This is a genomic window from Wohlfahrtiimonas populi (assembly GCF_002006795.1).
GTDB classification, from domain to species: Bacteria; Pseudomonadota; Gammaproteobacteria; order Cardiobacteriales; family Wohlfahrtiimonadaceae; genus Wohlfahrtiimonas; species Wohlfahrtiimonas populi.
This window is the reverse complement of sequence record NZ_MVDN01000004.1, coordinates 53,036-74,135: the sequence shown is the minus strand read 5'-3', so window position 1 is coordinate 74,135 and position 21,100 is coordinate 53,036. Positions and strand designations below refer to the sequence as shown.

The 21,100-nt window shown below is 37.9% G+C and carries 18 protein-coding genes; 5 read left to right on the top strand and 13 right to left on the bottom strand.

The features are described 5' to 3' along the window. Positions 1-90 precede the first annotated feature (90 nt). Positions 91-1,590: an L-piperidine-6-carboxylate dehydrogenase gene (gene amaB, locus BZK16_RS06110; RefSeq protein WP_077928020.1), complete on the bottom strand. Its 1,500-nt coding sequence runs from the start codon at positions 1,588-1,590 to the stop codon at positions 91-93. 350 nt (positions 1,591-1,940) lie between these two features. Here amaB and BZK16_RS06105 point away from each other — a divergent pair, with 350 nt between their 5' ends. Next, positions 1,941-3,062, top strand: coding sequence for a YkvI family membrane protein (locus BZK16_RS06105; RefSeq protein WP_077928019.1), 1,122 nt, complete (start codon positions 1,941-1,943; stop codon positions 3,060-3,062). A 151-nt stretch (positions 3,063-3,213) separates the two neighbouring features. Continuing rightward, positions 3,214-3,891: a PIN domain-containing protein gene (locus BZK16_RS06100; protein WP_077928018.1), complete on the top strand. Its 678-nt coding sequence runs from the start codon at positions 3,214-3,216 to the stop codon at positions 3,889-3,891. A 41-nt stretch (positions 3,892-3,932) separates the two neighbouring features. Here BZK16_RS06100 and BZK16_RS06095 read toward each other — a convergent pair whose 3' ends face one another. The 12 genes from BZK16_RS06095 to BZK16_RS06040 form a co-directional block, all read right to left on the bottom strand. Beyond that, positions 3,933-4,949 carry a GTP pyrophosphokinase gene (locus BZK16_RS06095; RefSeq protein WP_077928017.1) on the bottom strand — a complete coding sequence of 339 codons (1,017 nt, stop codon included), beginning with the start codon at positions 4,947-4,949 and terminating at the stop codon, positions 3,933-3,935. 10 nt (positions 4,950-4,959) lie between these two features. Further along, on the bottom strand, positions 4,960-7,056 hold the full coding sequence (locus BZK16_RS06090; RefSeq protein WP_077928016.1) for an ATP-binding protein: 2,097 nt from the start codon (positions 7,054-7,056) through the stop codon (positions 4,960-4,962). Between the two features lie 17 nt (positions 7,057-7,073). After that, entirely contained in the window at positions 7,074-7,742 is a 669-nt protein-coding gene (gene ccmB / locus BZK16_RS06085; protein ID WP_077928015.1) for a heme exporter protein CcmB, read from the bottom strand. Then, on the bottom strand, positions 7,739-8,380 hold the full coding sequence (gene ccmA, locus BZK16_RS06080; protein WP_077928014.1) for a cytochrome c biogenesis heme-transporting ATPase CcmA: 642 nt from the start codon (positions 8,378-8,380) through the stop codon (positions 7,739-7,741). Before ccmA ends, ccmB begins: the two co-directional genes overlap by 4 nt. Positions 8,381-8,382: 2 nt before the next feature. After that, positions 8,383-10,083 carry a c-type cytochrome biogenesis protein CcmI gene (gene ccmI, locus BZK16_RS06075; protein WP_233145211.1) on the bottom strand — a complete coding sequence of 567 codons (1,701 nt, stop codon included), beginning with the start codon at positions 10,081-10,083 and terminating at the stop codon, positions 8,383-8,385. 32 nt (positions 10,084-10,115) lie between these two features. Beyond that, positions 10,116-10,574, bottom strand: a complete 459-nt coding sequence (locus tag BZK16_RS06070) for a cytochrome c-type biogenesis protein (protein ID WP_077928012.1) — start codon at positions 10,572-10,574, stop codon at positions 10,116-10,118. Continuing rightward, a complete protein-coding gene (locus BZK16_RS06065) occupies positions 10,574-11,125 on the bottom strand; it encodes a DsbE family thiol:disulfide interchange protein (protein WP_077928011.1) in 552 nt (183 codons plus the stop codon). Before BZK16_RS06065 ends, BZK16_RS06070 begins: the two co-directional genes overlap by 1 nt. A gap of 9 nt (positions 11,126-11,134) precedes the next feature. Continuing rightward, complete coding sequence (locus BZK16_RS06060; RefSeq protein WP_077928010.1) at positions 11,135-13,114, bottom strand: heme lyase CcmF/NrfE family subunit; 1,980 nt, start codon at positions 13,112-13,114, stop codon at positions 11,135-11,137. A gap of 13 nt (positions 13,115-13,127) precedes the next feature. After that, positions 13,128-13,595: a cytochrome c maturation protein CcmE gene (gene ccmE / locus BZK16_RS06055; protein WP_077928009.1), complete on the bottom strand. Its 468-nt coding sequence runs from the start codon at positions 13,593-13,595 to the stop codon at positions 13,128-13,130. Further along, complete coding sequence (ccmD, locus tag BZK16_RS06050) at positions 13,595-13,765, bottom strand: heme exporter protein CcmD (protein ID WP_077928008.1); 171 nt, start codon at positions 13,763-13,765, stop codon at positions 13,595-13,597. The genes ccmE and ccmD overlap by 1 nt, the downstream gene beginning before the upstream one ends. Before the next feature lie 18 nt (positions 13,766-13,783). After that, positions 13,784-14,524: a heme ABC transporter permease CcmC gene (gene ccmC, locus BZK16_RS06045; RefSeq protein ID WP_077928007.1), complete on the bottom strand. Its 741-nt coding sequence runs from the start codon at positions 14,522-14,524 to the stop codon at positions 13,784-13,786. Positions 14,525-14,620: 96 nt separating this feature from the next. Further along, on the bottom strand, positions 14,621-15,139 hold the full coding sequence (locus tag BZK16_RS06040) for a dihydrofolate reductase (protein ID WP_077928006.1): 519 nt from the start codon (positions 15,137-15,139) through the stop codon (positions 14,621-14,623). Between the two features lie 237 nt (positions 15,140-15,376). Here BZK16_RS06040 and aas point away from each other — a divergent pair, with 237 nt between their 5' ends. From aas to BZK16_RS06025, 3 genes are read left to right on the top strand one after another with little or no spacing between them, the layout of a single operon-like run. Continuing rightward, positions 15,377-17,500 carry a bifunctional acyl-ACP--phospholipid O-acyltransferase/long-chain-fatty-acid--ACP ligase gene (gene aas / locus BZK16_RS06035; RefSeq protein WP_077928005.1) on the top strand — a complete coding sequence of 708 codons (2,124 nt, stop codon included), beginning with the start codon at positions 15,377-15,379 and terminating at the stop codon, positions 17,498-17,500. 3 nt (positions 17,501-17,503) lie between these two features. Further along, on the top strand, positions 17,504-18,709 hold the full coding sequence (lplT, locus tag BZK16_RS06030; protein WP_077928004.1) for a lysophospholipid transporter LplT: 1,206 nt from the start codon (positions 17,504-17,506) through the stop codon (positions 18,707-18,709). 48 nt (positions 18,710-18,757) lie between these two features. After that, complete coding sequence (locus BZK16_RS06025) at positions 18,758-21,097, top strand: AsmA family protein (protein ID WP_077928003.1); 2,340 nt, start codon at positions 18,758-18,760, stop codon at positions 21,095-21,097. Positions 21,098-21,100 lie beyond the last annotated feature (3 nt).

The window sequence follows — 21,100 nt, the reverse complement described above, 5'->3', positions numbered from 1 at the left end:
GGCTATTGATATAGCTCTTTAATAGATGGCCAGAACAGCGAAGAGCAACGCAGGGGAGCAATCACTCTTCGCAGTCTGTGAAGATTTACATTAATCGAATTTAACGCCTTGCGCTAGTGGTAATTCACGAGAATAGTTGATCGTGTTAGTTTGGCGACGCATGTAACCTTTCCAAGAATCTGAACCAGATTCACGGCCACCGCCAGTTTCTTTTTCACCACCAAATGCACCGCCAATTTCAGCGCCACTTGTACCGATGTTCACGTTTGCAATACCACAATCGCTACCCGCAGCAGATTGGAAGAATTCTGCTTCTCTTACATCATTTGTGAAGATACATGATGATAAGCCTTGTGGTACATCGTTGTTCATCGCCATTGCATCTGCAAAGTTTTCATATTCCATCACATAAAGGATTGGTGCGAATGTTTCTGTTTCCACGACTTCATTTTGTTCAGGCATTTCAACGATTGCAGGTTTTACGTAGTATGCATTTGGCATTTCAGCTGCTAATACGCGTTCGCCACCGTGAACAACACCGCCAGAAGCTTTTGCTCTTGCCAATGCTGATTGCATTTCATCGAATGAACCTTTATCAATTAATGGTCCAACTAGGTTGCTTGTATCACGCGGTGAACCTACAGGCACAGTGTTGTAAGATGCTTTCAAACGCTCTAATACTTGTGCTTTCACTGATTTGTGAATGATCAAGCGACGAAGTGTTGTACAACGTTGGCCTGCTGTACCTACAGCACTGAATAGAATTGCGCGAACTGCTAATTCTAAATCTGCTGATTCAGTTAAGATCATTGCGTTGTTACCGCCCAATTCTAGGATAGAGCGACCAAAGCGTGCTGCAACTTTAGGACCGATTTCACGACCCATGCGAGTACTACCTGTTGCGCTTACTAGTGCTACTTTGTGGTTTTCAACGATTGCGTTACCGCAGTTACGTGCACCCATCACTAATTGTGATAAGTTTTTTGGTGCTGAACCAAAACGTGCCACTGCTTTTTCAAATACTGCTTGGCAAGCCAATGCTGTCAAAGGCGTTTTTTCTGAAGGTTTCCAAACAACAGGGTTACCACAGATCAATGCCAATGCAGAGTTCCAAGACCAAACAGCCATCGGGAAGTTAAATGCTGTGATTACGCCCACAACACCTAAAGGATGCCATGTTTCACGCATGTGGTGACCAGGGCGCTCTGAAGCGATTGTCAAGCCGTACAATTGGCGAGATAAACCCACTGCAAAGTCACAGATATCAATCATTTCTTGAACTTCACCCAATGCTTCTGATTGAATTTTACCTGCTTCTAAAGTGATAACAGCTGCTAGATCTTCTTTATGCTCGCGCAATACTTCACCCAATACACGAACCAATTCACCGCGGATTGGTGCAGGTACTGTGCGCCATTCCAAAAATGCATCATGTGCATCATCAATGATTTTATCTGTTGCTGCTTCATCGATAAATTTAAGTTTTGCGATCACTGCGCCATCTAATGGGCTGTGAACTTCGTGTGTACCGCCATTCAATACTGCATCTGAAATGCCTAACTTGTTTAATACTTTTGTTGAAATATCCATGTCAATTTTCCTTTGTTGCGTAGTAGATGGCTTGATCCTACAGCTTTACTACGAATCTAGACAAACGAACTATATGCACAGAGTTATTCCTTTTGGGAATGATAATCATAAATTCTTTATTAATCTTTGACTTAGCATTGCTAGGAAAAAAATTCATAAAGTTCTGAATTCATATCTTTTGACACTTTTGGTATGAAAAAGTGATGATCGAATAACCTGATGTAGGTCAAAAGATTTATAGATTTCATTTAAAACAGTTGATTAGCAGTGATTTCCTAAAGTTTTCACACTAATTGATGGTATGAAACTCAAAAAAATATCAGTAGAGAACACCGCTGAGGAGGATAGGAATGAAGAAGCTTTTAGAAATTTTAATCGTCGGCTTTGCTTATGCGAGCGTCGTCGTAGGTGCGGGCAATGCCTCTGGCATGGAACCATTCTTTTATTACACATCATTTGGATTAGATGGTACTACAGGTGTACTACTTGCAACAGTTTTATATGGCATTGTGGGTTACTTTGTTACAGGCTTAGGGCAGCGCTTACAATCCAAAAACTATAAAGAAGCAGTTTATTTAGTGGGCGGTAAAAAAGTTGGTAAATTTGTGGATGTATTAATCATCATCATGATGTTAGGTACTGGTATCATCATGTTATCAGGCAGTGGCGCATTGTTCCAACAGCAATATAACATGCCTTATTGGCAGGGCTCATTGATCATGACATTGTTGGTGATCGGTACTTTAATGTTGCGCTTACGTAAAATTATCTTAGTGATTGGTATGATTACACCTATCTTAATTGGCTTGTTATCCATCATGATTTATCAAGGCTTATCCAACCAAACAGAAACATTTGCAGAATTGAATGATTACGTGATTGCTGTGGGTAAAACATTGCCAGATACATTACCAAACTGGTGGATGGCTGCGATTAACCACGTAACGATGATGACTGTTGCAGGTGTTGGTATGTCATTAGTAATTGGTGGTGAAGAGAAAGATCCAAAAGTTGCGCGTCTAGGCGGTGCTTTAGGCGGTTTAATCATCGGTGGTGTATTAGCAATGGGTCACTTTGCATTGTTCGCACAAATCAAAACAATCGCACCAACTGTTGAAACATTGGCACAAATGCCTTCATTACAGATCATGAATACTTATGCACCACATTTGAGTTCAGCATTGAGCATGGTTGCATTGGCGATGATCTATAGTACAGCTGTGAGCATGTTCTATGTATTCATATCTCGCTATGTTGCAATGGAAACACAGAAATCACGCATATTTATTTTGGTAACGTTGATTATTGGTTATGGCATTAGTTTTGTGGGCTTCATTCAGTTGATGGGTTATTTCTATCCGATTGCAGGTTATGTGGGCATAGTGTTGATTGCGATTATTTTCTACGGTCCATCTAAAATCAAGAAGTTGGAAAATGAAGGTGCGCTTGAAAAAATTGTTATGGCTAACTAAAGTGACACTTATAATAATGATAGTTTGGTAGTTATTTTTGAAGCGGCGAAAGCCGCTTTTTTTTATGCATGAAAATAAAATTTTTTTTGTCAAAAAACTGTCAAAAAAGACTGATAGCATCAAGTGAGTTTCATTTCAAAGGAGTGCAACTATGCGAGATAAAACAATTATTAACTTACCCGATAATTCTCAACGCTCAATTCTGTTCATAGATATTGAAAACTGCCCCTCAAAGATCACCGAGCTCATCCTAGAGTTCAAAGAATATCATAAAGTTGTGATCTGCTACGCCAACACTGGCGTGAAAATTCCCCTAGATTGGTTAACTGCATTAAGCAACTTTGTGATACAAGGTCGCTTAGAGCTCATTAAAATGGGCGATACAGCTAATAATTCTGCGGATTTTGGCATTACTTTTATGCTCGGCTGTTACTTTGAGCAATATGATCGCTTTGAAATTTATTCCAATGATAAAGATTTCGATGCCATCATTAATCTAGTGAATCGTGCGCCTGATAAAAAAGCCAAGCGTGTAGGCACAACACGCAGTGATAAAGAATTACAGTTCGATTCTGTGCTCATTAAAATGTGCAGAATGCTTCACAAGATCGAAGACTGCTCTCGCCCTGTGAAATTGGAAGGCTTACGGAATTCAATTCGTGCACAGCTTAAAGCCCGTGATATGACGGATAGAGCACGCGAACATTTAGTGAGCCATGTGATCAGCCGAATGGAATTTTTGGATGTTGTGCACATCAAAAACCAAGGTAATCTTGTGAAATATAATGCCAATCGAATGCAAGATTTCCTCACCAAAATGACTGCCTAAATCCAACAAAAAAGCCCTCGTTGAGGGCTTTTGGTTTATGGTCACGATTTATCGTTATCTTTTAACCATAGATCAAAGTTATCTTTTTGTTTTTTATAAAGAATATCTGAAAATTTTTCTTTATTTGAAACATATAGCATATGTCTAATTTCTGTATATGGATTCATAGTATGAGGATCAGAAGATTGTTGTAAATAATGACTATATAAATCAATTTTTGATTTTTGATCTGAGAGTATAGTGTTAAACTCTTTTGCGGTCATAGGCTCTGTAGATATTATAGACTCAACAAAACCATCTATTTTAAAACCTTTAAATTCATAATCAGAAAAATGTTCAGATACAACTTTGAGGAAGTTGAAAGCATCTAATAAGTTTTCTTCTTCTAAAGCAGCTTTTTTAATATTTTGCTCCATTAGTTCAGTATCATTTTTAATACTCATAAATTCTCTGTCTGCTAATTCAAAGAGAGCGGCTAATGTATTAATACGTCGTTTAAATTCTATAGGAATTGCTTTTTTATATTTTATTTTATGGTCTAAGACGCTCCAAGCGTCTTGAATAATAGTTCGAATTTGTAGTTCAAATGTATAATCTGCATAATTAATATATTCTGACATATCAGATCGTTTGCTATTTAATTGTAAGTCAACATGTAATCCTTTATAGCCAAAAGAGTCTTCCTTGGATTCCATACTAGAGATTTTATCTGTGACACCAATTACTTTAAATTCCGTTAAAAGCAAGTCTTTAATTTTTTTAACATCAGGTTCATATAGAGTTACAAGGCGTAAACCAATTAGATCTGTGATGTGATCTTTTATTTCATATGGTTTTCCTTCAGATTCTAATTTTGATTGGTATTTATGAGCAAATTTTCTAATAGACTCTTCTTTATCTTTAACTCTTCCATAAATAGCTGATATTTGAAAATCTTTGGCAATGAGTGAATTTATAATCACTACAAAAGTTTCTTTAGCTTGCTCAAGAGTTTTGTTGTGCTGATTCCAATAATCTCTAAAAGCTGTTTTTTCTTTTTCAAAATCTAATGATGCCATTGAGTACTCCTTATTTGCCAGCCACAAACCCGATCGTGGTGCCTTTGGCTTGTTTCAAGTCATTTTCCTTAACAAGCTGTGCGATGATTTCTTCAGGTTTTGTGATCACGCCCAATTTTGCTTGGCGGGCAGAAATCGCAAAGTCACCAGGCGCTAAGCTTGTGAGTTTTTTAAAGCTCTCTTCCAATGCAGGATCAATCTCTTTAAAGCCCAAATAACGGCATTGTTCATTGAAAAGCAACCAAGCTTGTTCTGATGTTAAGTAATTAAATTTCACTTTAAAGTCAAAACGGCGGAGCATTGCTTGATCTAAGTGATCCATCAAGTTTGTGGTTGCGATGAAAATACCTGAAAATTCTTCCATTTGCGTCAGCATTTCGTTCACCATTGTGACTTCATAATTCTGCTGAGCATGGCGACGATCACGCAAGAAGCTATCCACTTCATCCATTAACAAGATTGAGCCTGTTGTATTTGCTTCATGGAATGCAGCTGCGATCTGTTTCTCAGTTTCGCCCACATATTTATCCATTAAATCTGATACTTTTTTGATGAGCAAAGGCTTGTTGAGATAATCTGATAAGTAATGTGCAAATGCTGATTTACCAGTACCCGAAGCACCATATAAACAGATGCGCGCTTCATTGAATACTTTTAAACGCTCAGCCAATAGTGCCAAATTGTTATCAGTATTTGTGAATGCAGGGTTATAAATCTCGCTCAATCCACCAATTTTAGCGATGCGAATTTCATCATTACCTTGCGCTTTCAAAGTGCCATTGATGATAGCAGCAGCAGCTTCATCGTAGCTTACATCCAATGATTTCTCGATAGTATTGAGAACTTTTGCAGTGCGATCAATGATTGCAGGCACTAAATCTTTCGATAATGCCAATGCATTCAAAGTATTTGGGCTGAGTGAACATTTCAATGCTGATTCGAGCATTGCTTTGCGTTCTGATTTTGGTGGCGGAGCCAAATGGAATGTGAAATCGAAACGGCGAATGATGGCAGGGTCGATTTCGTAAGTATCGTTACAAATCCAAATGGTTGGGATTTTATTGGTTTCCAAAATATGGTTGAACCAAGCTTTCGAGAAGTTCGGTAAACCTTCTGATGAAGCATCAAAGAATACATCTTCGATTTCATCAAAAATGATCAATGATTTTTGATTGCAGAAGAAGTTTTGCGCAGCCAAATAAGCATATAAACGCTGTTCGCCTTTTTCTACGCCTTCGCCTTGAATAGATTCAGAAACCACTTCATAAGCAGAAACTTTAAAATATTCCACCAAAACGCGTGCTAATTCTGTTTTCCCTGTGCCTGGTTCGCCGTATACAAGGATATTCACGCCTTTTTCATTATTGTCCAAAGCATGCTGTAAATAAGGTACTAAAACAGATAACTCAGTTTTTAAGTAACCGAAATTATCTAAAGTTAATTCTGTTGGCTTAGATTTAGAAACAACATCTTTTAAGATATTGTATGGCGTTGTTTCATGTGAAAACATCGCTTCAATAAAATTGCGAGACAATAAATCCACTTTGCCGCGGAAGAATAGAGAAGGGCCATGATGAACGCGAACTAAACCTGTGCGCGCTAATGTGCCATCCGATGCAAATGCAGTACGAATTTCTTGCGGTGTTTTTTGTAAGAGTACAGATAAAATGCGGTACATTTGATCTGAGCTAATCGCACCCAATAAATCCAATGCATTGTTCAACAATGTTTCATTGTACGTGATCAATGTGAACTCTAATAAAGTACATTCCACATCAGAGAGATCAATCAATGTTTTGAGATTGTCTAAGTTGTGGCGAAGATCATGATTATATGCTGTTGTGAACAATGTTGGATCAGCCAAGAGTTTTTCTTGCTGTTCGCGCAATGTTTTTAAAATATCTGCACGGTTCAATGGTGGCTTATGGTTGATCCATTTATCCAATGAAAGTGCTGTAGCTAGTTGATCATCACTGAAAAAATCCTTATGGATAAATTCACGATGGCCACCTAAATCCAAAATAATGGTTAAAATCCATGAATGTACCAAAGGTGGCAATTGTTCAGAATATTCCATGTTGGTGGATGGTATTGTTTTTTTTGTCATGTAAAACTCAAGAAAATTTAGTTAAGACTAATGCGTAGTGCAAAAGCTGTAATCAATGGGGCGACGGCAAGCGTGATCAAGTCGAGGGCTGCAAATACAGCATAAAAGCCGATCACAGAATGTCCTTCAACGATGCGAAGTGTTGCCTGTACGCCAAAAATTAGTACAGGTAAAAATAATGGTAGTGCAATGATACTCAATAATAAGCCTGCACGTTTTAATTGTAGTGTTAAAGCTGTACAAATGGCACCAATGCAACTTAAAACTGGTGTGCCAATGAGTAAAAGGAATGTGGTTTCTAGTGCTTGTGGCACAGAAAAATAGAGCATTAAGCCCAAGATGGGTGAAACAATGATAAGTGGCACAGCAGTTAAGCACCAATGTGCAATGATCTTGGCAAATACAACCACAACGAGTGGCGAGCCTGATAGCATCAATTGCTCTAAAGAACCATCATCATAATCACTTTTGAATAAGCGATCCATGATCAACATGTTCGACAATAGAGCACCAATCCATAAAATGGCAGGTGAAACATCACGCATGACTTTTTCATTATCCAACCCTAAACCGAGTGGAAACAAACTCACAACGATCAAGAAAAAGATCATGGGCGTCAGTAATTCTGTGCGTTGGCGCATGCCTAATTGTAGATCACGTTGAATGATCGCAGTGAATACACTCATTCTTTCCTATAGCTTTCAATAATATGGTGATGATTATACACACCTTCTGATGGCGTTTGATGAGAAGTGAAAATAACTGTGCCACCTTTTTGATAATGTTCTGTGATGGTGGCTTCTAAAATCTCAATAGAACGCTTATCTAATGCTGTAAATGGCTCATCGAGAATCCAAATGGTTTTGGGTTCTAACCATAAACGAGACAGTGCAACTCTTCGTCTTTGACCTGCGGATAAAAAGCGGATGGCACGATCTTGTGCAGGAATGGAAAGCATTTCAAACACTGTGCGGATCTCTTCATCTGTACGCTGTACATTTTGAATTTTGAGCATCGCATGAATGTTTTCAAAGGCAGTCAAATCTTCTTTTAAGCCAAGCGCATGCCCAACATAGAGAATATTGTGATTATAAGTGTGCGCAAGCTCTTGACGATCAACATTGTTATAGAGAATATTGCCCAAATAGATATTGTTTAAGCCCGCAATAACGCGCAGGAAAGTTGTCTTTCCTGCGCCATTTTCACCTTCGATATAAAGGCTCATGCCATTTTGTAATGTCAGCGAAACAGGCGTAAAAACTTTGCGGTAATTACGCGTCGCGCTGACATCTTTAATGGCTAAAGTAAATTCAGCAAATGTCATATTTATTGAGCCATGATGGGTGAAGCTTTAGATTCTTCACGCACTTGATCTAAAATAATCACGTTTGCTTTGCTCGGTGAAACTGCTTGTTTAGCACTTTCAATATCACCTGCTTTACCCACAACATCTGAACCTTGGCTTAAACGACCGCCCACTTCTAGATTATCCATCGTGAATAAACTTGGTGTGCCTTGCATTAATTTGTTGTCATCAGTGATTTCAACAGTTATTGGGAACGTTAAGTTCTTCGCTGATGGGATTTTCTTAGCTGCCAATGGCATGCGAGAACCTGCAGGAGAGATGAATAAGCTTAAAGTTGCATCATCCGGCCATGCGCTTAGATCAGCATTTGGTGCATTTACTTGCACTAAGATGCGTTGATCTTTTTTCGCTTTCACTAAATCAACAGTTTTTTGCATAGGCTCAGAGAATGCGTGATCTTCTGAGTTTGGCTCAAACATCAATGCACTTTCATAAGCACCTTTTGTTAATTGAGATAGATCTGTGACATAAACAGATTCACCATTTTCAACATTAGTGATTTCACCAAATACTGCTAAATGTTCAAAGTTACGGATTGGGCTTTTCACATCAGCAAAGCGATCAAAGTCATTCAATGATAATTCTGTTGGGAATTGCATATTTGGCGTGATCAATACTTCTTTATAAGCCACAGAAGTATTATCTTCTTGATCAATCATATACAACGTCAAGATTGATGGTGTAGATAATTGGTTCCAATCTAAATCAGCAAATGTTTTTAGATCGATCACATAGTTGCGTACTTGTGCTGTTTCCATCGCTTGCTGAGAAACTGACATGATGATCATATCAATTGCTTGCAATGTTTGTTGCACTTGCTCTTTACGTGCAGGATCTCTGTCTTGTGCAAATAATTCACGTAAAATGCGCCATTGCTCTACAGATTTTTCAATCATTTGATTGTCATACAGCGCTTGAGCATACATCACGCGCATAGAGGTTTCTTTTGGGAAGATTGCGAAGAAACGTTCCATTTTCGCTTGAATTGCCGGTGTAATCTTATTGTTAGCACTTTGCATTTCAATGTCGATCACCATTGCGTTAGCAATGAAATCATTTGGCGTTAATGATAAAACACGTGTGTAAACTTCGTGAGAAGCACTGAGCCATTTCACATCGTACAACAATTTACCCAATAATTTTAACGTTGGAATGTTGTCATGTGTATCTTTTGCGCTCATGAAGAACAAAGCAGGGAAACCGTATTTCAATTCATTGAAGATCTCAGGATTACGAGGTTGCGGTTCAATGGCTAAGATACCATTCAATGAATCCAACTCAGATGTTGGGATCACTTCACGCCATTCTGTGAATTCATTGATTAAGCGAGAACGCTCTGCATCAAATGTGCGTGTTTCCGGCGTATAAGAAAATGCCCAAAAACCGCCAATGGCTAAAACAGGGAAGAGCAATGCAATCAATACCACCAATAAACGTGCAGGTTTAGAAAGGTTAGTACGATTTTTTTGGTTGATTTTTAATAAATCACGTGCAGCTTCAGCATTTTGAATGTCATAGTCATCCTGCGTTAACTTGCCGCTACTTAATTCAGCAGAAAGACGCTTTTCTGTTGCAACATAGTTCTTTTGATAGAGATCTTGCAATGTGACTTCTTGCTGTGCTGATTGAGAGCGAGTCAATGGGTAAAAGATTACCAACATTGTCAGCGCGAAAAGGAGGAAAGATGCGAAAATCATTGATGAGTATCCTTTTTATTTAACAGCTCAGCCAATTGCTCTGCTTCTGATTGTGATAATGGTTGGACAGTTTCAACGGCAGGTTTACGACGGCGAGCAAAGATGATGACTAATACGCCAATCAAAATGATGGCAGGACCAAACCACAAGAACCAAGTGATGGGTTTAACAGGTGGCGTATATAAAACGAAATCACCGTAGCGATCCACCATAAAAGTTAAAATTTCGCCATCACTTCGGCCATCGTTGATCATAGTATAAACACGATCTTTTAAATCTTTCGCCAAAGGCGCATCCGAATCTGCTAAGTTTTGGTTTTGACATTTTGGGCAACGTAAATCTGTGATGAGTGAGTTGAAACGTTTTTCACTTACTTGATCACTGAATGGATAGATATTCACGTTTGCAGTCGCAACAGCACCTAAAAATAACGCTAACATTAAGAGTTTTTTCATTATGGTTGTGCTCCTTCAGTATCCAATGATTCATAAATCGCTTTCAACTTGCTGTTCCAAATGTCAGGCAAGATTGCACCTACATGACGATATTTGATCACATTGTTTTTGTCCACGAAGAATGTTTCAGGTGCGCCATAAACGCCGAGTTCAATACCCACAGCACCGCTCATATCTAAAAAATTAAATAGATAAGGATTTCCAAGATTTTGGAGCCATTCATAAGCTAATTTGGGATCATCTTTATAGTTCACACCATAAATAGTCACGCCTTGTGTTTTGAGCACATTCAATGTTTCGTGCTCATCACGACAAGTTGGGCACCAAGTTGCCCATACATTCACTAATGCAGGGCCTTTGATATCATCATTCGTGAGAATTTGCGCAATGCTACCCGGTGCAGAAAGCTTATTGGCAGTGAATTCAGGCAAAGCTTTCCCTTCTAATTGTGAAGGCAGTTTGCTTGGATCATTGCCCAAAGTTGTGAAGAAGAAGCCAAAAATGCCCACTAACACAGCAATGGTGATGCCTACGATTACAGGTTTTTTCATATTAACTCCTTATTTCTCAGAGCGTTCAGGACGACGTAAGCTGAACATCGCGATCACAGCTGCTACAGCCATGATGATGCCGCCTAACCAAATCCAACGAATGAAAGGTTTAACATATAAACGGATTGCCCAACTTTGACCCGGACGCTCTTCTGATAATGCGATGTATAAGTCATCCAATAATGATGCACGCAATGCAACTTCACTGATCGGCATGCCACTTGCAGCGTAAACACGTTTTTCAGGGTACATCATTTGTAAAAATTCACCTTGGAAGCTGACAGTGAATGTTCCTTTGGTCGCTGTATAGTTTGGTCCTTTAATGTCTTGGAGGTTTTCCAATTTAAAGTCATAACCTTGTACAGCTTCTGTTTGGCCAACACGCAATAAACGATCCGCTTCAACGCTGTAGTAACTTGTCATTGTGATACCGATGATCATCACAACTGTACCAAAGTGACCTAAGTTCATAGCAACGCGAGATAATGATTGAGAGAAAAAGCCTTTAATAAAGCCTGCATTTTTAGGTTTGTGTAGTGCAATTTCAGCCAAGATGCCAAAGAACACCCAATAACATAAGATCAATGCCAACGTTACCATTGGATTGATTAAAGGTAAGGCAGGTTCATTATTATGGCTTAAGTTATTCACATACATTACATAAAGCGCATTAGATAATGGGCCCATGATCAAGGATGCAATTGCCATGAAAATTAATTGCTTCTTAATTCGGCTTAGTTGATCTTTCTTAAAGCGAATCATTGGCGTTACACCCATGATCACTAATAAAATCATCGCTAAAGGATTCACTGTTTTATTGAAGAAGTTCGGACCCACGGAGATTTTACCGATGGCTAACATATCAACAATCAATGGGTACAATGTGCCTAGAACAACAATGAAGCACACTACGGATAAGAAGATGTTATTCAACAAGATGCCTGTTTCTTTAGACACTAAAGCGACTGTAGATTGTTGACGAATACGACTTGAGCGGAACAATAAGAGCGCGATACCGAAGATCACAACCATTGCCAAAATCATCAAGATGATTGCACCACGGCGAGGGTCAGCAGCAAATGAGTGAACTGATGTTAATACGCCTGAACGAACAAGGAATGTCCCTAGTACGCTTAAGCAGAAACACAAGATTGCCATCAACACTGACCAAACAGAGAATACTTGGCGTTTTTCAGTGGTAATCAATGAGTGAAGCAATGCTGTAGATAAAATCCAAGGAATCAATGATGAGTTTTCAACAGGATCCCAGAACCACCAGCCGCCCCAGCCTAATTCATAATAAGCCCACCAGCTACCAACAGTGATACCTAATGTCAAAAAGCCCCAAGCTGCTAACACCCAAGGACGCAACCAACGCACAGTTGTACGATCAATATAACCATTGATTAAGATTGCACATACGAAAGCATAAGGAATCGCAAAACCAACATAGCCCATATACAATAATGGTGGGTGGATGATTAAACCAACATCTTGTAATAATGGATTTAAGTCACGACCATCGAAAGCAAGATTATCTAACATACGATCGAATGGGTTAGATGTGAAGATGACAAATGCAATGAATGCTGCAGAAATAGCACCCAAAATTGCAAGTGTTGTTGCTGTCAATTCAATCGGCACTTTACGCATGAACAGAGTCGCAACGTACATCCATAATGATAATGTTAATACCCAAAGCAATACAGAACCTTCATGGCTACCCCAGATTGCTGTGAATCTGAAGATTGCAGGGAGTTGTGTATTGGAGTTTTTGAAAACGTATGAGTAACTGAAATCATTCACATAAAAGGCATAGCCTAAACATAAGAATGAAACTAGAAGCATAAAGAAAACCCATGCTGTCAGCGGTTTTGCTGTTTGCATGAGTTTAATGTTATGAGTGGATAATCCTACTAATGGTAGGAATAGCAACAATAGAGATGCTGCTAGTGCAATATAAAGTGCTAATTCGCCAAATGGTAACATGCTAGCTCCTCAATTAAGGCTGTGAGCCAGGATGTCTGGAATTTTCATCGATCACAATGCCAGATTTTTCTAAAGATTCTTTCACTTCAGGTGGCATGTATGTTTCATCATGCTTCGCTAAAATTTCTGTAGCAACGAAATTATCTTGATCCTTTAAAAGCCCTGTTGCGATTACGCCTTGGCCTTCACGGAACAAATCAGGCAACATTTTGTCATAAGTAACACGAACGCGGTCTTTACCATCCATAATGTCAAACGCAATGTCGATTGTTTCTGTACTTTTCACAACTGAACCTGGTGCAACTAAACCACCAATACGGATCGAACGTTCTAAAGGTGCTTTACCTTCTTTTACTTCAATGGGCGAATAGTAGTAGTTCAATTCGCTTCTTGATGCATAAATGAGTAAGCCGATTGCTGCAAGTGTGATCACTACTAATGCAACAACGATGATGCCACGTTGTTTCTGTTTTGGTGTCATTATTCAATTCCTTCCTGCTTCATAATTTGTTTTAACTTTTTACTCTCGCTAAATAGCGGAATAATTAGACCAAGTACACAGATTAAGAAAAATCCGTAACTCAACCAAACATAGAGACCATGTTTTCCCATTTGCAGAAATTCTGCAAAGCTCCCAAATGCAAACGTCATAGCGCCCCCACTATATAATTATTGATTTAGATAATGTTTCATCACTCTGTCACGATTGATTAGATTCACGCTCTTTTTCAGAATGTAACCTGACGTAAACAATGAGTAAGCTACGATCATTAAAATCAATGGTAACAACATATCCATCGGAATTTTCGGCCCGCCGGATGCAAAAAGTGTGCTCTTTTGATGTAGAGAATTGAAAAAGTACACTGAAAGTTTAACCAGCAATGCAACAGCAATGCCGATGACAGCTAAAATGGATGTGAAAATATCAGCCGTTTGGCGGTCTTCAATCGCATGATCAAATGCGATGTAGCCAATGTAGAAGAATAAAAGTAATAATTGCGATGTTAAGCGAATGTCCCAAACCCACCAAGTTCCCCATGTTGGCGCGCCCCAAACAGCACCTGTGAATAGCGAAACCAATGTTAATACTGCGCCGACTGTTGCCATGCTGCGGGCAACGAGTGGTAATAGTTTTACTTTCCATACTAAGAAGCATAAGCTTGTCACAGCCATTGCCATATAAAGTGATGTGGATAACATTGCAGCAGGCACGTGAATATAGATGATTCTAAAGCTGTTTCCTTGTTGGTAATCAGCTGGTGCAAAACCTAAGCCTAAAGCCAATCCTATAATCACAATGATTAAGCTTCCCCAAAAACAGTAGGGAATGATCGCGTTTGCTAAAGGAATATAGTATTTATAGCTTGCGTATTTTTTATACCAGCTCACTTTTTTTGTTGAAACAGCCATAATTCACTCAATATAAAATGTAATGCACAATTATAACGAAATTGCCAAATTTTGCAGTATTAGCAGGAAGTAAACGTTTGTAAATGTCGACTTTGATCAAGATTTCGTAGGGAATTCCCAAATTTCGAATCTGAATGGATAGCTATGTTTTTCATCTTCTGGATGATTTTCTGTATGAAGAATTTTTGCATCCGAAAATGGTAAAGCCAAAACTTCAGGTAAAAATGTATCACCAGCCACTTCACTTTCTACAATTGTGAGGTAAAGCTTATTCATATATGGTAAGGCTGAGCAATATAATTGTGCGCCACCAATGATCATCACTTCTGGTACATGTTGATAAGCAGCAATCGCTTTATCTAATGAATCAAAATAGAAAACATTTTCAGGTAAATTATCAGGTGCAGGATGACGGCTTATCACAATATTATCGCGCTTTGGTAAAGGTCGACCCAACGATTCATAAGTTTTTCTACCCATGATGATGGGTTTATTGACAGTATTTTTTTTGAAGAATGCTAAATCATCAGGAAGGTGCCACGGCAATGAATTGTTAATTCCAATTGTGCCATTTTCAGCGATGGCAACGATCAAAGAAATAGTGGTGGATGACATCTAAAACCCTTCCTTAAATATGTATTATCACAGGATTATACGCAACTCAAAAAGATAATGATAATTGACTGTGATATCCTTTTATTAAATTTTCTAATGTTCCTCATAAACAAAATGTTTTAGAGTATGCACGCAGAGAAATATTTATTTGATTGTGTTTTTAAATAAACATTGATTAATTAAAAATAATCTATAAACTAAACGTTGTTCATTAATAAAAAGCAGTGGTACTAAATCATGAGAACGATCTTTAAGGTTTTATTGAAATTCTTCTTTAATGTAGAAACAAAGTTGGATGCAAAAGCAGCCAAAACCCATGGTGTGATTGTATGTAATCATCAATCATTTTTAGATGGTGTTTTGCTCGGTGCATTTTTACCGCAAAAACCAGTATTTGTTGTGAATACAGATATTGCAAATCGTTGGTATTTTAAACCTTTTTTAAAGTTGATCGATCATGTGACAGTGGATCCATTGCACCCTATGGCCATTAAAATGCTCACAAAAGAAGTCATAAAAGGCCGTACGATTGTTATTTTCCCAGAAGGGCGCATTACATTAACAGGAAGCTTCATGAAGATTTATGAAGGTGCTGCATTTATTGCACATAAAGCAAAAGTGCCTTTAATTCCTGTTATTTTAGATGGCGCAGAATATACATATTTGAGCCGTTTAAAAGGATTAGTTAAACAACGTTTATTCACACCAATTAAAATTACAATGGGCGCGCCGTTAGATATTACAGTGCCAGAAGATTTATTTGGCAAAAAACGTCGTCAATATTTAGCGAAATATACACATGATTTAATGATGGATATGCGTGTGAATATTTTTGAACCTACATCATTGTTCGACACGGTTTTGTTATCAAAGCAAAGATTTGGTGGTGATGCTTATTGTATTGAAGATATTCAACGTAAACCTGAAACATATGATCAATTCATCACAAAAATTTTGGGCATCAGCAGAATTGTTACTCGCTTTACAGCTGAAAATGAAAGAGTGGGTGTATTGTTACCCAATGCAATTGGTTCAATGGCGACAGTTTTGGCTTTAAACTTAACAAAACGTGTATCAGCACTATTGAATTATACAGCGGGTGTTGATGGTATGTCTGCCGCTATCACTGCAGCTGAAGTGAAAACGATTTTAACTTCACGCATTTTTTTAGACAAAGGCAAATTAGAATATCTCCTGAAAGCATTCCCTGAAATTAATTGGGTTTATGCGGAAGATTTACGTAAGCAAATTACGAAAGAAGATAAATTGTGGGTATTGAAAGCTAAATTCATGCCTAAGAAATACCTACCAAAATCTAACCCAGATGATGAAGCTGTTGTGTTATTCACATCAGGTTCAGAAGGTAAGCCCAAAGGTGTTGTACACACAAATCGTTCTTTATTAACCAATGTAGAGCAATTATGCACAGTGGCAGATTTTACAACAAAAGATGTGTTTATGAGTCCACTACCAATCTTTCATGCTTTTGGTTTAACAGCGGGTGTCATCTTGCCATTGCGTGCAGGTTGTAAAACATTCTTATATCCATCACCCTTGCATTATCGTGTGATTCCAGAAATTGTTTATGACATTCAAGCAACAGTGTTATTTGGTACATCAACGTTCTTACAAAATTATGCAAAATACGCGAATCCTTATGATTTCACAACATTGCGCTATACAGTTGCTGGTGCAGAGCGTTTATCAGAATCTGTGCGTGATCTTTGGATGGATAAATTTGGCATTCGCATTTTGGAAGGTTATGGTGCGACAGAATGCTCACCTGTTATCTCTATCAACGTGCCAATGAGCTATAAAGATCACAGTATTGGCCGCATTTTACCTGGTATGGATTATGAATTAGAAAAAATTGATGGTATTGCTGAAGGAGGAAAGTTGGTTGTTAAGGGTAAAAACGTGATGAAAGGTTATTTGTTCTATGATCGCCCTGGGCAATTAGTACCATCAGAATATAATGGTGAAAAAGGTTGGTACGATACAGGTGATGTGGTTGCGATTGATAATGATGGTTATATGGCGATCAAAGGCCGCGTAAAGCGCTTTGCAAAAATTGCAGGTGAAATGGTGACATTAGAAACAACAGAGCGCTTATTCAAAGCAGTATATGCAGAAGATGATCACGCAGCCGTTGTTCGTAAAGATCCAAGTAAAGGTGAAGCGATCGTATTATTCACAACTCAAAAAGATGTTGTCCGTTCAGATGTTGCGGCAATGGCTAAGTCTTTAGGTATGCCAGAATTAGCAGTAGCACGTGATGTGAGAACTTTAGTGACCATTCCATTATTGGGATCAGGCAAAATTGACTACGTGACTTTGACTAAAATGGCACAGGAAGTGTAATTCATGAAAAGAGAGCCATCAGATAAATTATTCAATAAAGGTGTGATCAGCGTTGTTAATGCTCAGTTTTTCTCAGCATTAGCTGATAACGCGCTCTTCTTCGCCTTGTTAGAGCTCTTGGATAAATTGGGTGCATTGAAGGAAAGTACTTATTTATTGCAGGCATGTTTCTTAATTTCATACATTTTATTAGCGCCAGTTGTAGGATTATTTGCGGATAACCAACCTAAATCTCGTGTATTAATGATTGGTAATGGCATGAAATTATTGGGCGTTGCTTTATTATTCTTTGATGCAAGCCCATTCTTATGTTATGCAATTGTGGGTGTTGGCGCTGCAATTTATTCACCAGCTAAGTTTGGTATTTTAGGTGAATTAGTGACAACACGTTTATTAGTCAAAGTGAATGGTATGGTTGAAGGCTCGACAATCCTAGCTATATTACTGGGTGCTTATTTAGGTGGATTATTAGCAGAGCGCAATATTGTGATGGCATTTGTTTTCGCTGGTGGAATGTATGCAGTTGCAGTTGTGTTTAATATTTTCATTCCTAAAATTCAGGCTGTACGTAAAGATAGCTTTACACCTAAAGCATTGTTGAAAAGCTTTGGTAGTATCTTAGTGAAATTGGCTTGTGATAAACAAGCGCGTTTTGCGATCTTAGGTACAAGTCTATTTTGGGGGGCTGCAACAACTCTACGCTTATTATTGAATGATTGGGTGCGTGTTGTATTGGATGGTGGCACAGAAATGGTTGCAATGTTGAGCGCTATTGTGAGTATTGGCATAGTTTTTGGTGCATTGATCGCGTCACTATTCATCAGCGTGAAGAATATCAAGTTGTGCTTGTGGGCAGGTTTAGCAATGGGCGTGATTGCAACGATTTTCTCATTCCAAACCAATATCTACAGCGTTTATATCTTCTTAATTTTAATTGGTGCTTGTGGTGGTACGTTTGTGATTCCTATGAATGCATTATTGCAAGAACGTGGAAAGCTATTTGAAAGTGCAGGTACAGCAGTTGCAGTACAGAATTTCTCAGAGAATTTTGTGATGATTTTAATGATGGTTATCTTTGGCGCGCTAGCTTATTATGAAGTTTCCATTGTGACTTTGATGGTGTGTTTCGGAATTTTTTTCTCAGTGGGGATTTTGGGGCTTTTTTATCATATCGGCAAGCGAAACGTATTAGAGACAGCACAAGATTAAAAACTGTTGTATTCTAAAACCTAATGATTGAATCCATTGGGTACTACCATGAAAAAATTGATTAAAATTTTTGTTTATTTGATTCTCACGGTCGTTGTCGTTATTGCTTTAGCAATTGGTGGGATTGTAATGTTTGTCAATCCCAATCAATTTAAGCCACAAATTACAGAATTGGTGCAAAAGAATGCCAATGTTATTTTAACCATCGATGGCGATATCGAATGGACTTTTTATCCTTGGTTGGGATTGAAAGTACAAAATATTTCTGTAGCAAGCCCAAATACACCAACAGTTCCCATTGCCAATATTAAATTGGCACAAGCATCTATTTTGTTAAAAAGCCTTTTCAATCGAGAACTCAATATCAACGATGTTGTGATGGAAGGCTTGTCTGTTTCATTGTTGAAAGATGCTAATGGCAATACAAATTGGTCATTGCCTAAAAAAGTACAAACAACAGAGGAGAAAGCTGAGGCAGAGACAAATCAATCAGAAAATTCTAATACAAAGCCCACCCCAAATTTATATGTGAAAAGCATCGGCATTAAAAATGCGAATTTTATCTATAAAGATGCACAAAAGAATCAGGCATTGGCGTTGAAAAATTTGAATGTAATGACTGGTGAAGTAATATTGAATCAGCCAGTTTCTGTTGCATTCAATAGCGGTTACTTGTTATTTAATCCCAAAGTAGAAGGGCAGGTCGAAGCATCCACTATTATTGACTTTAATTCTGTAGAGAAACGTCTACAAATGCGTGATTTGAAATTGAAGAATGATATCAAAATTGATGATGTTCAGTTATTAACTGAGTTATCAACGATTGTGGATATGGATCTCAATGCACAGTTGTTACAATTGTCTAATTTATCCATTCAAAGCAGTGGGAAAGTTCAAGATTTTGCTGTGGATAATTTACAGATTCAAAGTTTAGTGAAAGCTGATTTGAAGAAAGAGTTACTGAATATGGATCAGTTGAAATTATCAATGGATGATTTAGCTGTAACAGGCAATGTAATAGTTGAAAAATATTCCAATGATCAATTGAAATTTGCGAGCAATATTGCAACGAATACTTTTAATTTGAAAGCATTGTTGAACCAATTGAAGATTGAGTTGCCACAATTTGAGTCTAAAACAGCATTACAAAAAGCTTCTATTAAGATGAGTGTCAATGGCAACCTGAAAAATATTGATATCAATCCTATTGAGATTGCTTTTGATGATACAAAAGTCAAAGGTTCAGGTGCAATAGCTTTAGATAAAGTGCCAACAATTGCAGTTGCTTTAAAAGGTGATCAATTAATATTGAACCATTATTTGCCACCTAAAAAACAAGTAACTAATACAAGCCAAGAGACGGCCAAAGCCCATCCTAAAACAAAAGAGCCAACTAATCCTGAGTTAATTCCTGTATTGCCAAAAACAATTAATGTGATTGCGGATATTCAGTGGGAGCGCTTAATATTAGACCAATTACAATTGGCAAACAATCGTGTGAAAGGTTCACTCAAAAATGGTGATGCAGTGTTGGATCAATTATCAACCAATATTTATGGTGGTAATTTATTATTCAGTGGTTCGTTGAAAGGCCAGAAAACGCCAAAAGTTATCTTTAATGGCAAAATCCAGAAGATTGATTTAACGAAAGTTTTGCCACAAATTTCTTTGAAAGATTATATTGATAGTGATTTTTTATTATCACGCTTGAATCAAAATCATAAAAATATCAACGTTGAAGGTATTTTGAATGCTCAGTTTGGCATCACAACTTCTGGGCGATTACAAAATCAAGTGATTGCAAATCTGAATGGCGATGCCAGTTTTGATTTGGCACAAGGCCGAGTGAATAACTTGAATTATGAAAAGCTCATGTGCCAAGGTATTGCTTTGTTAAACCAAAAACCTTTAACAGGTTCATTCAATCGAAATTATACTGATTTCCAAAAGCTCTCTGGCAAAATTATAATTAAAAATGGTGTTGTGACGAATGATCCATTACAAATGTTGGTACCAGGTTTAGCGATAAATGGTAAAGGTGATGTGAATTTGAATCGCATGGCAATTAATTATCGTATGAATGCTGTATTAACTGGTGATCATTCCATTAATCCTGATCCTGCTTGTCAGATTAATGAGCGCTTCAAAGGTATTCCAATTCCGTTAATTTGTGAAGGTTCATTGGAAAAAACGGATGGGTTATGTCGTTTAGATTCAGATCAATTAGGGCAAGTGATTGCGGGTTTGGCTGAGCAAGCGATTAAGGAAAAAGCACGTAAAGAGCTCGATAAGCAAAAAGATAAGTTGCAAGATAAGCTAGATGGAGAAATAGAAAAGCAATTGCAGAAAAACCCAGCTGTGAAAGGTTTATTGAAAAATCTATTGTGATGA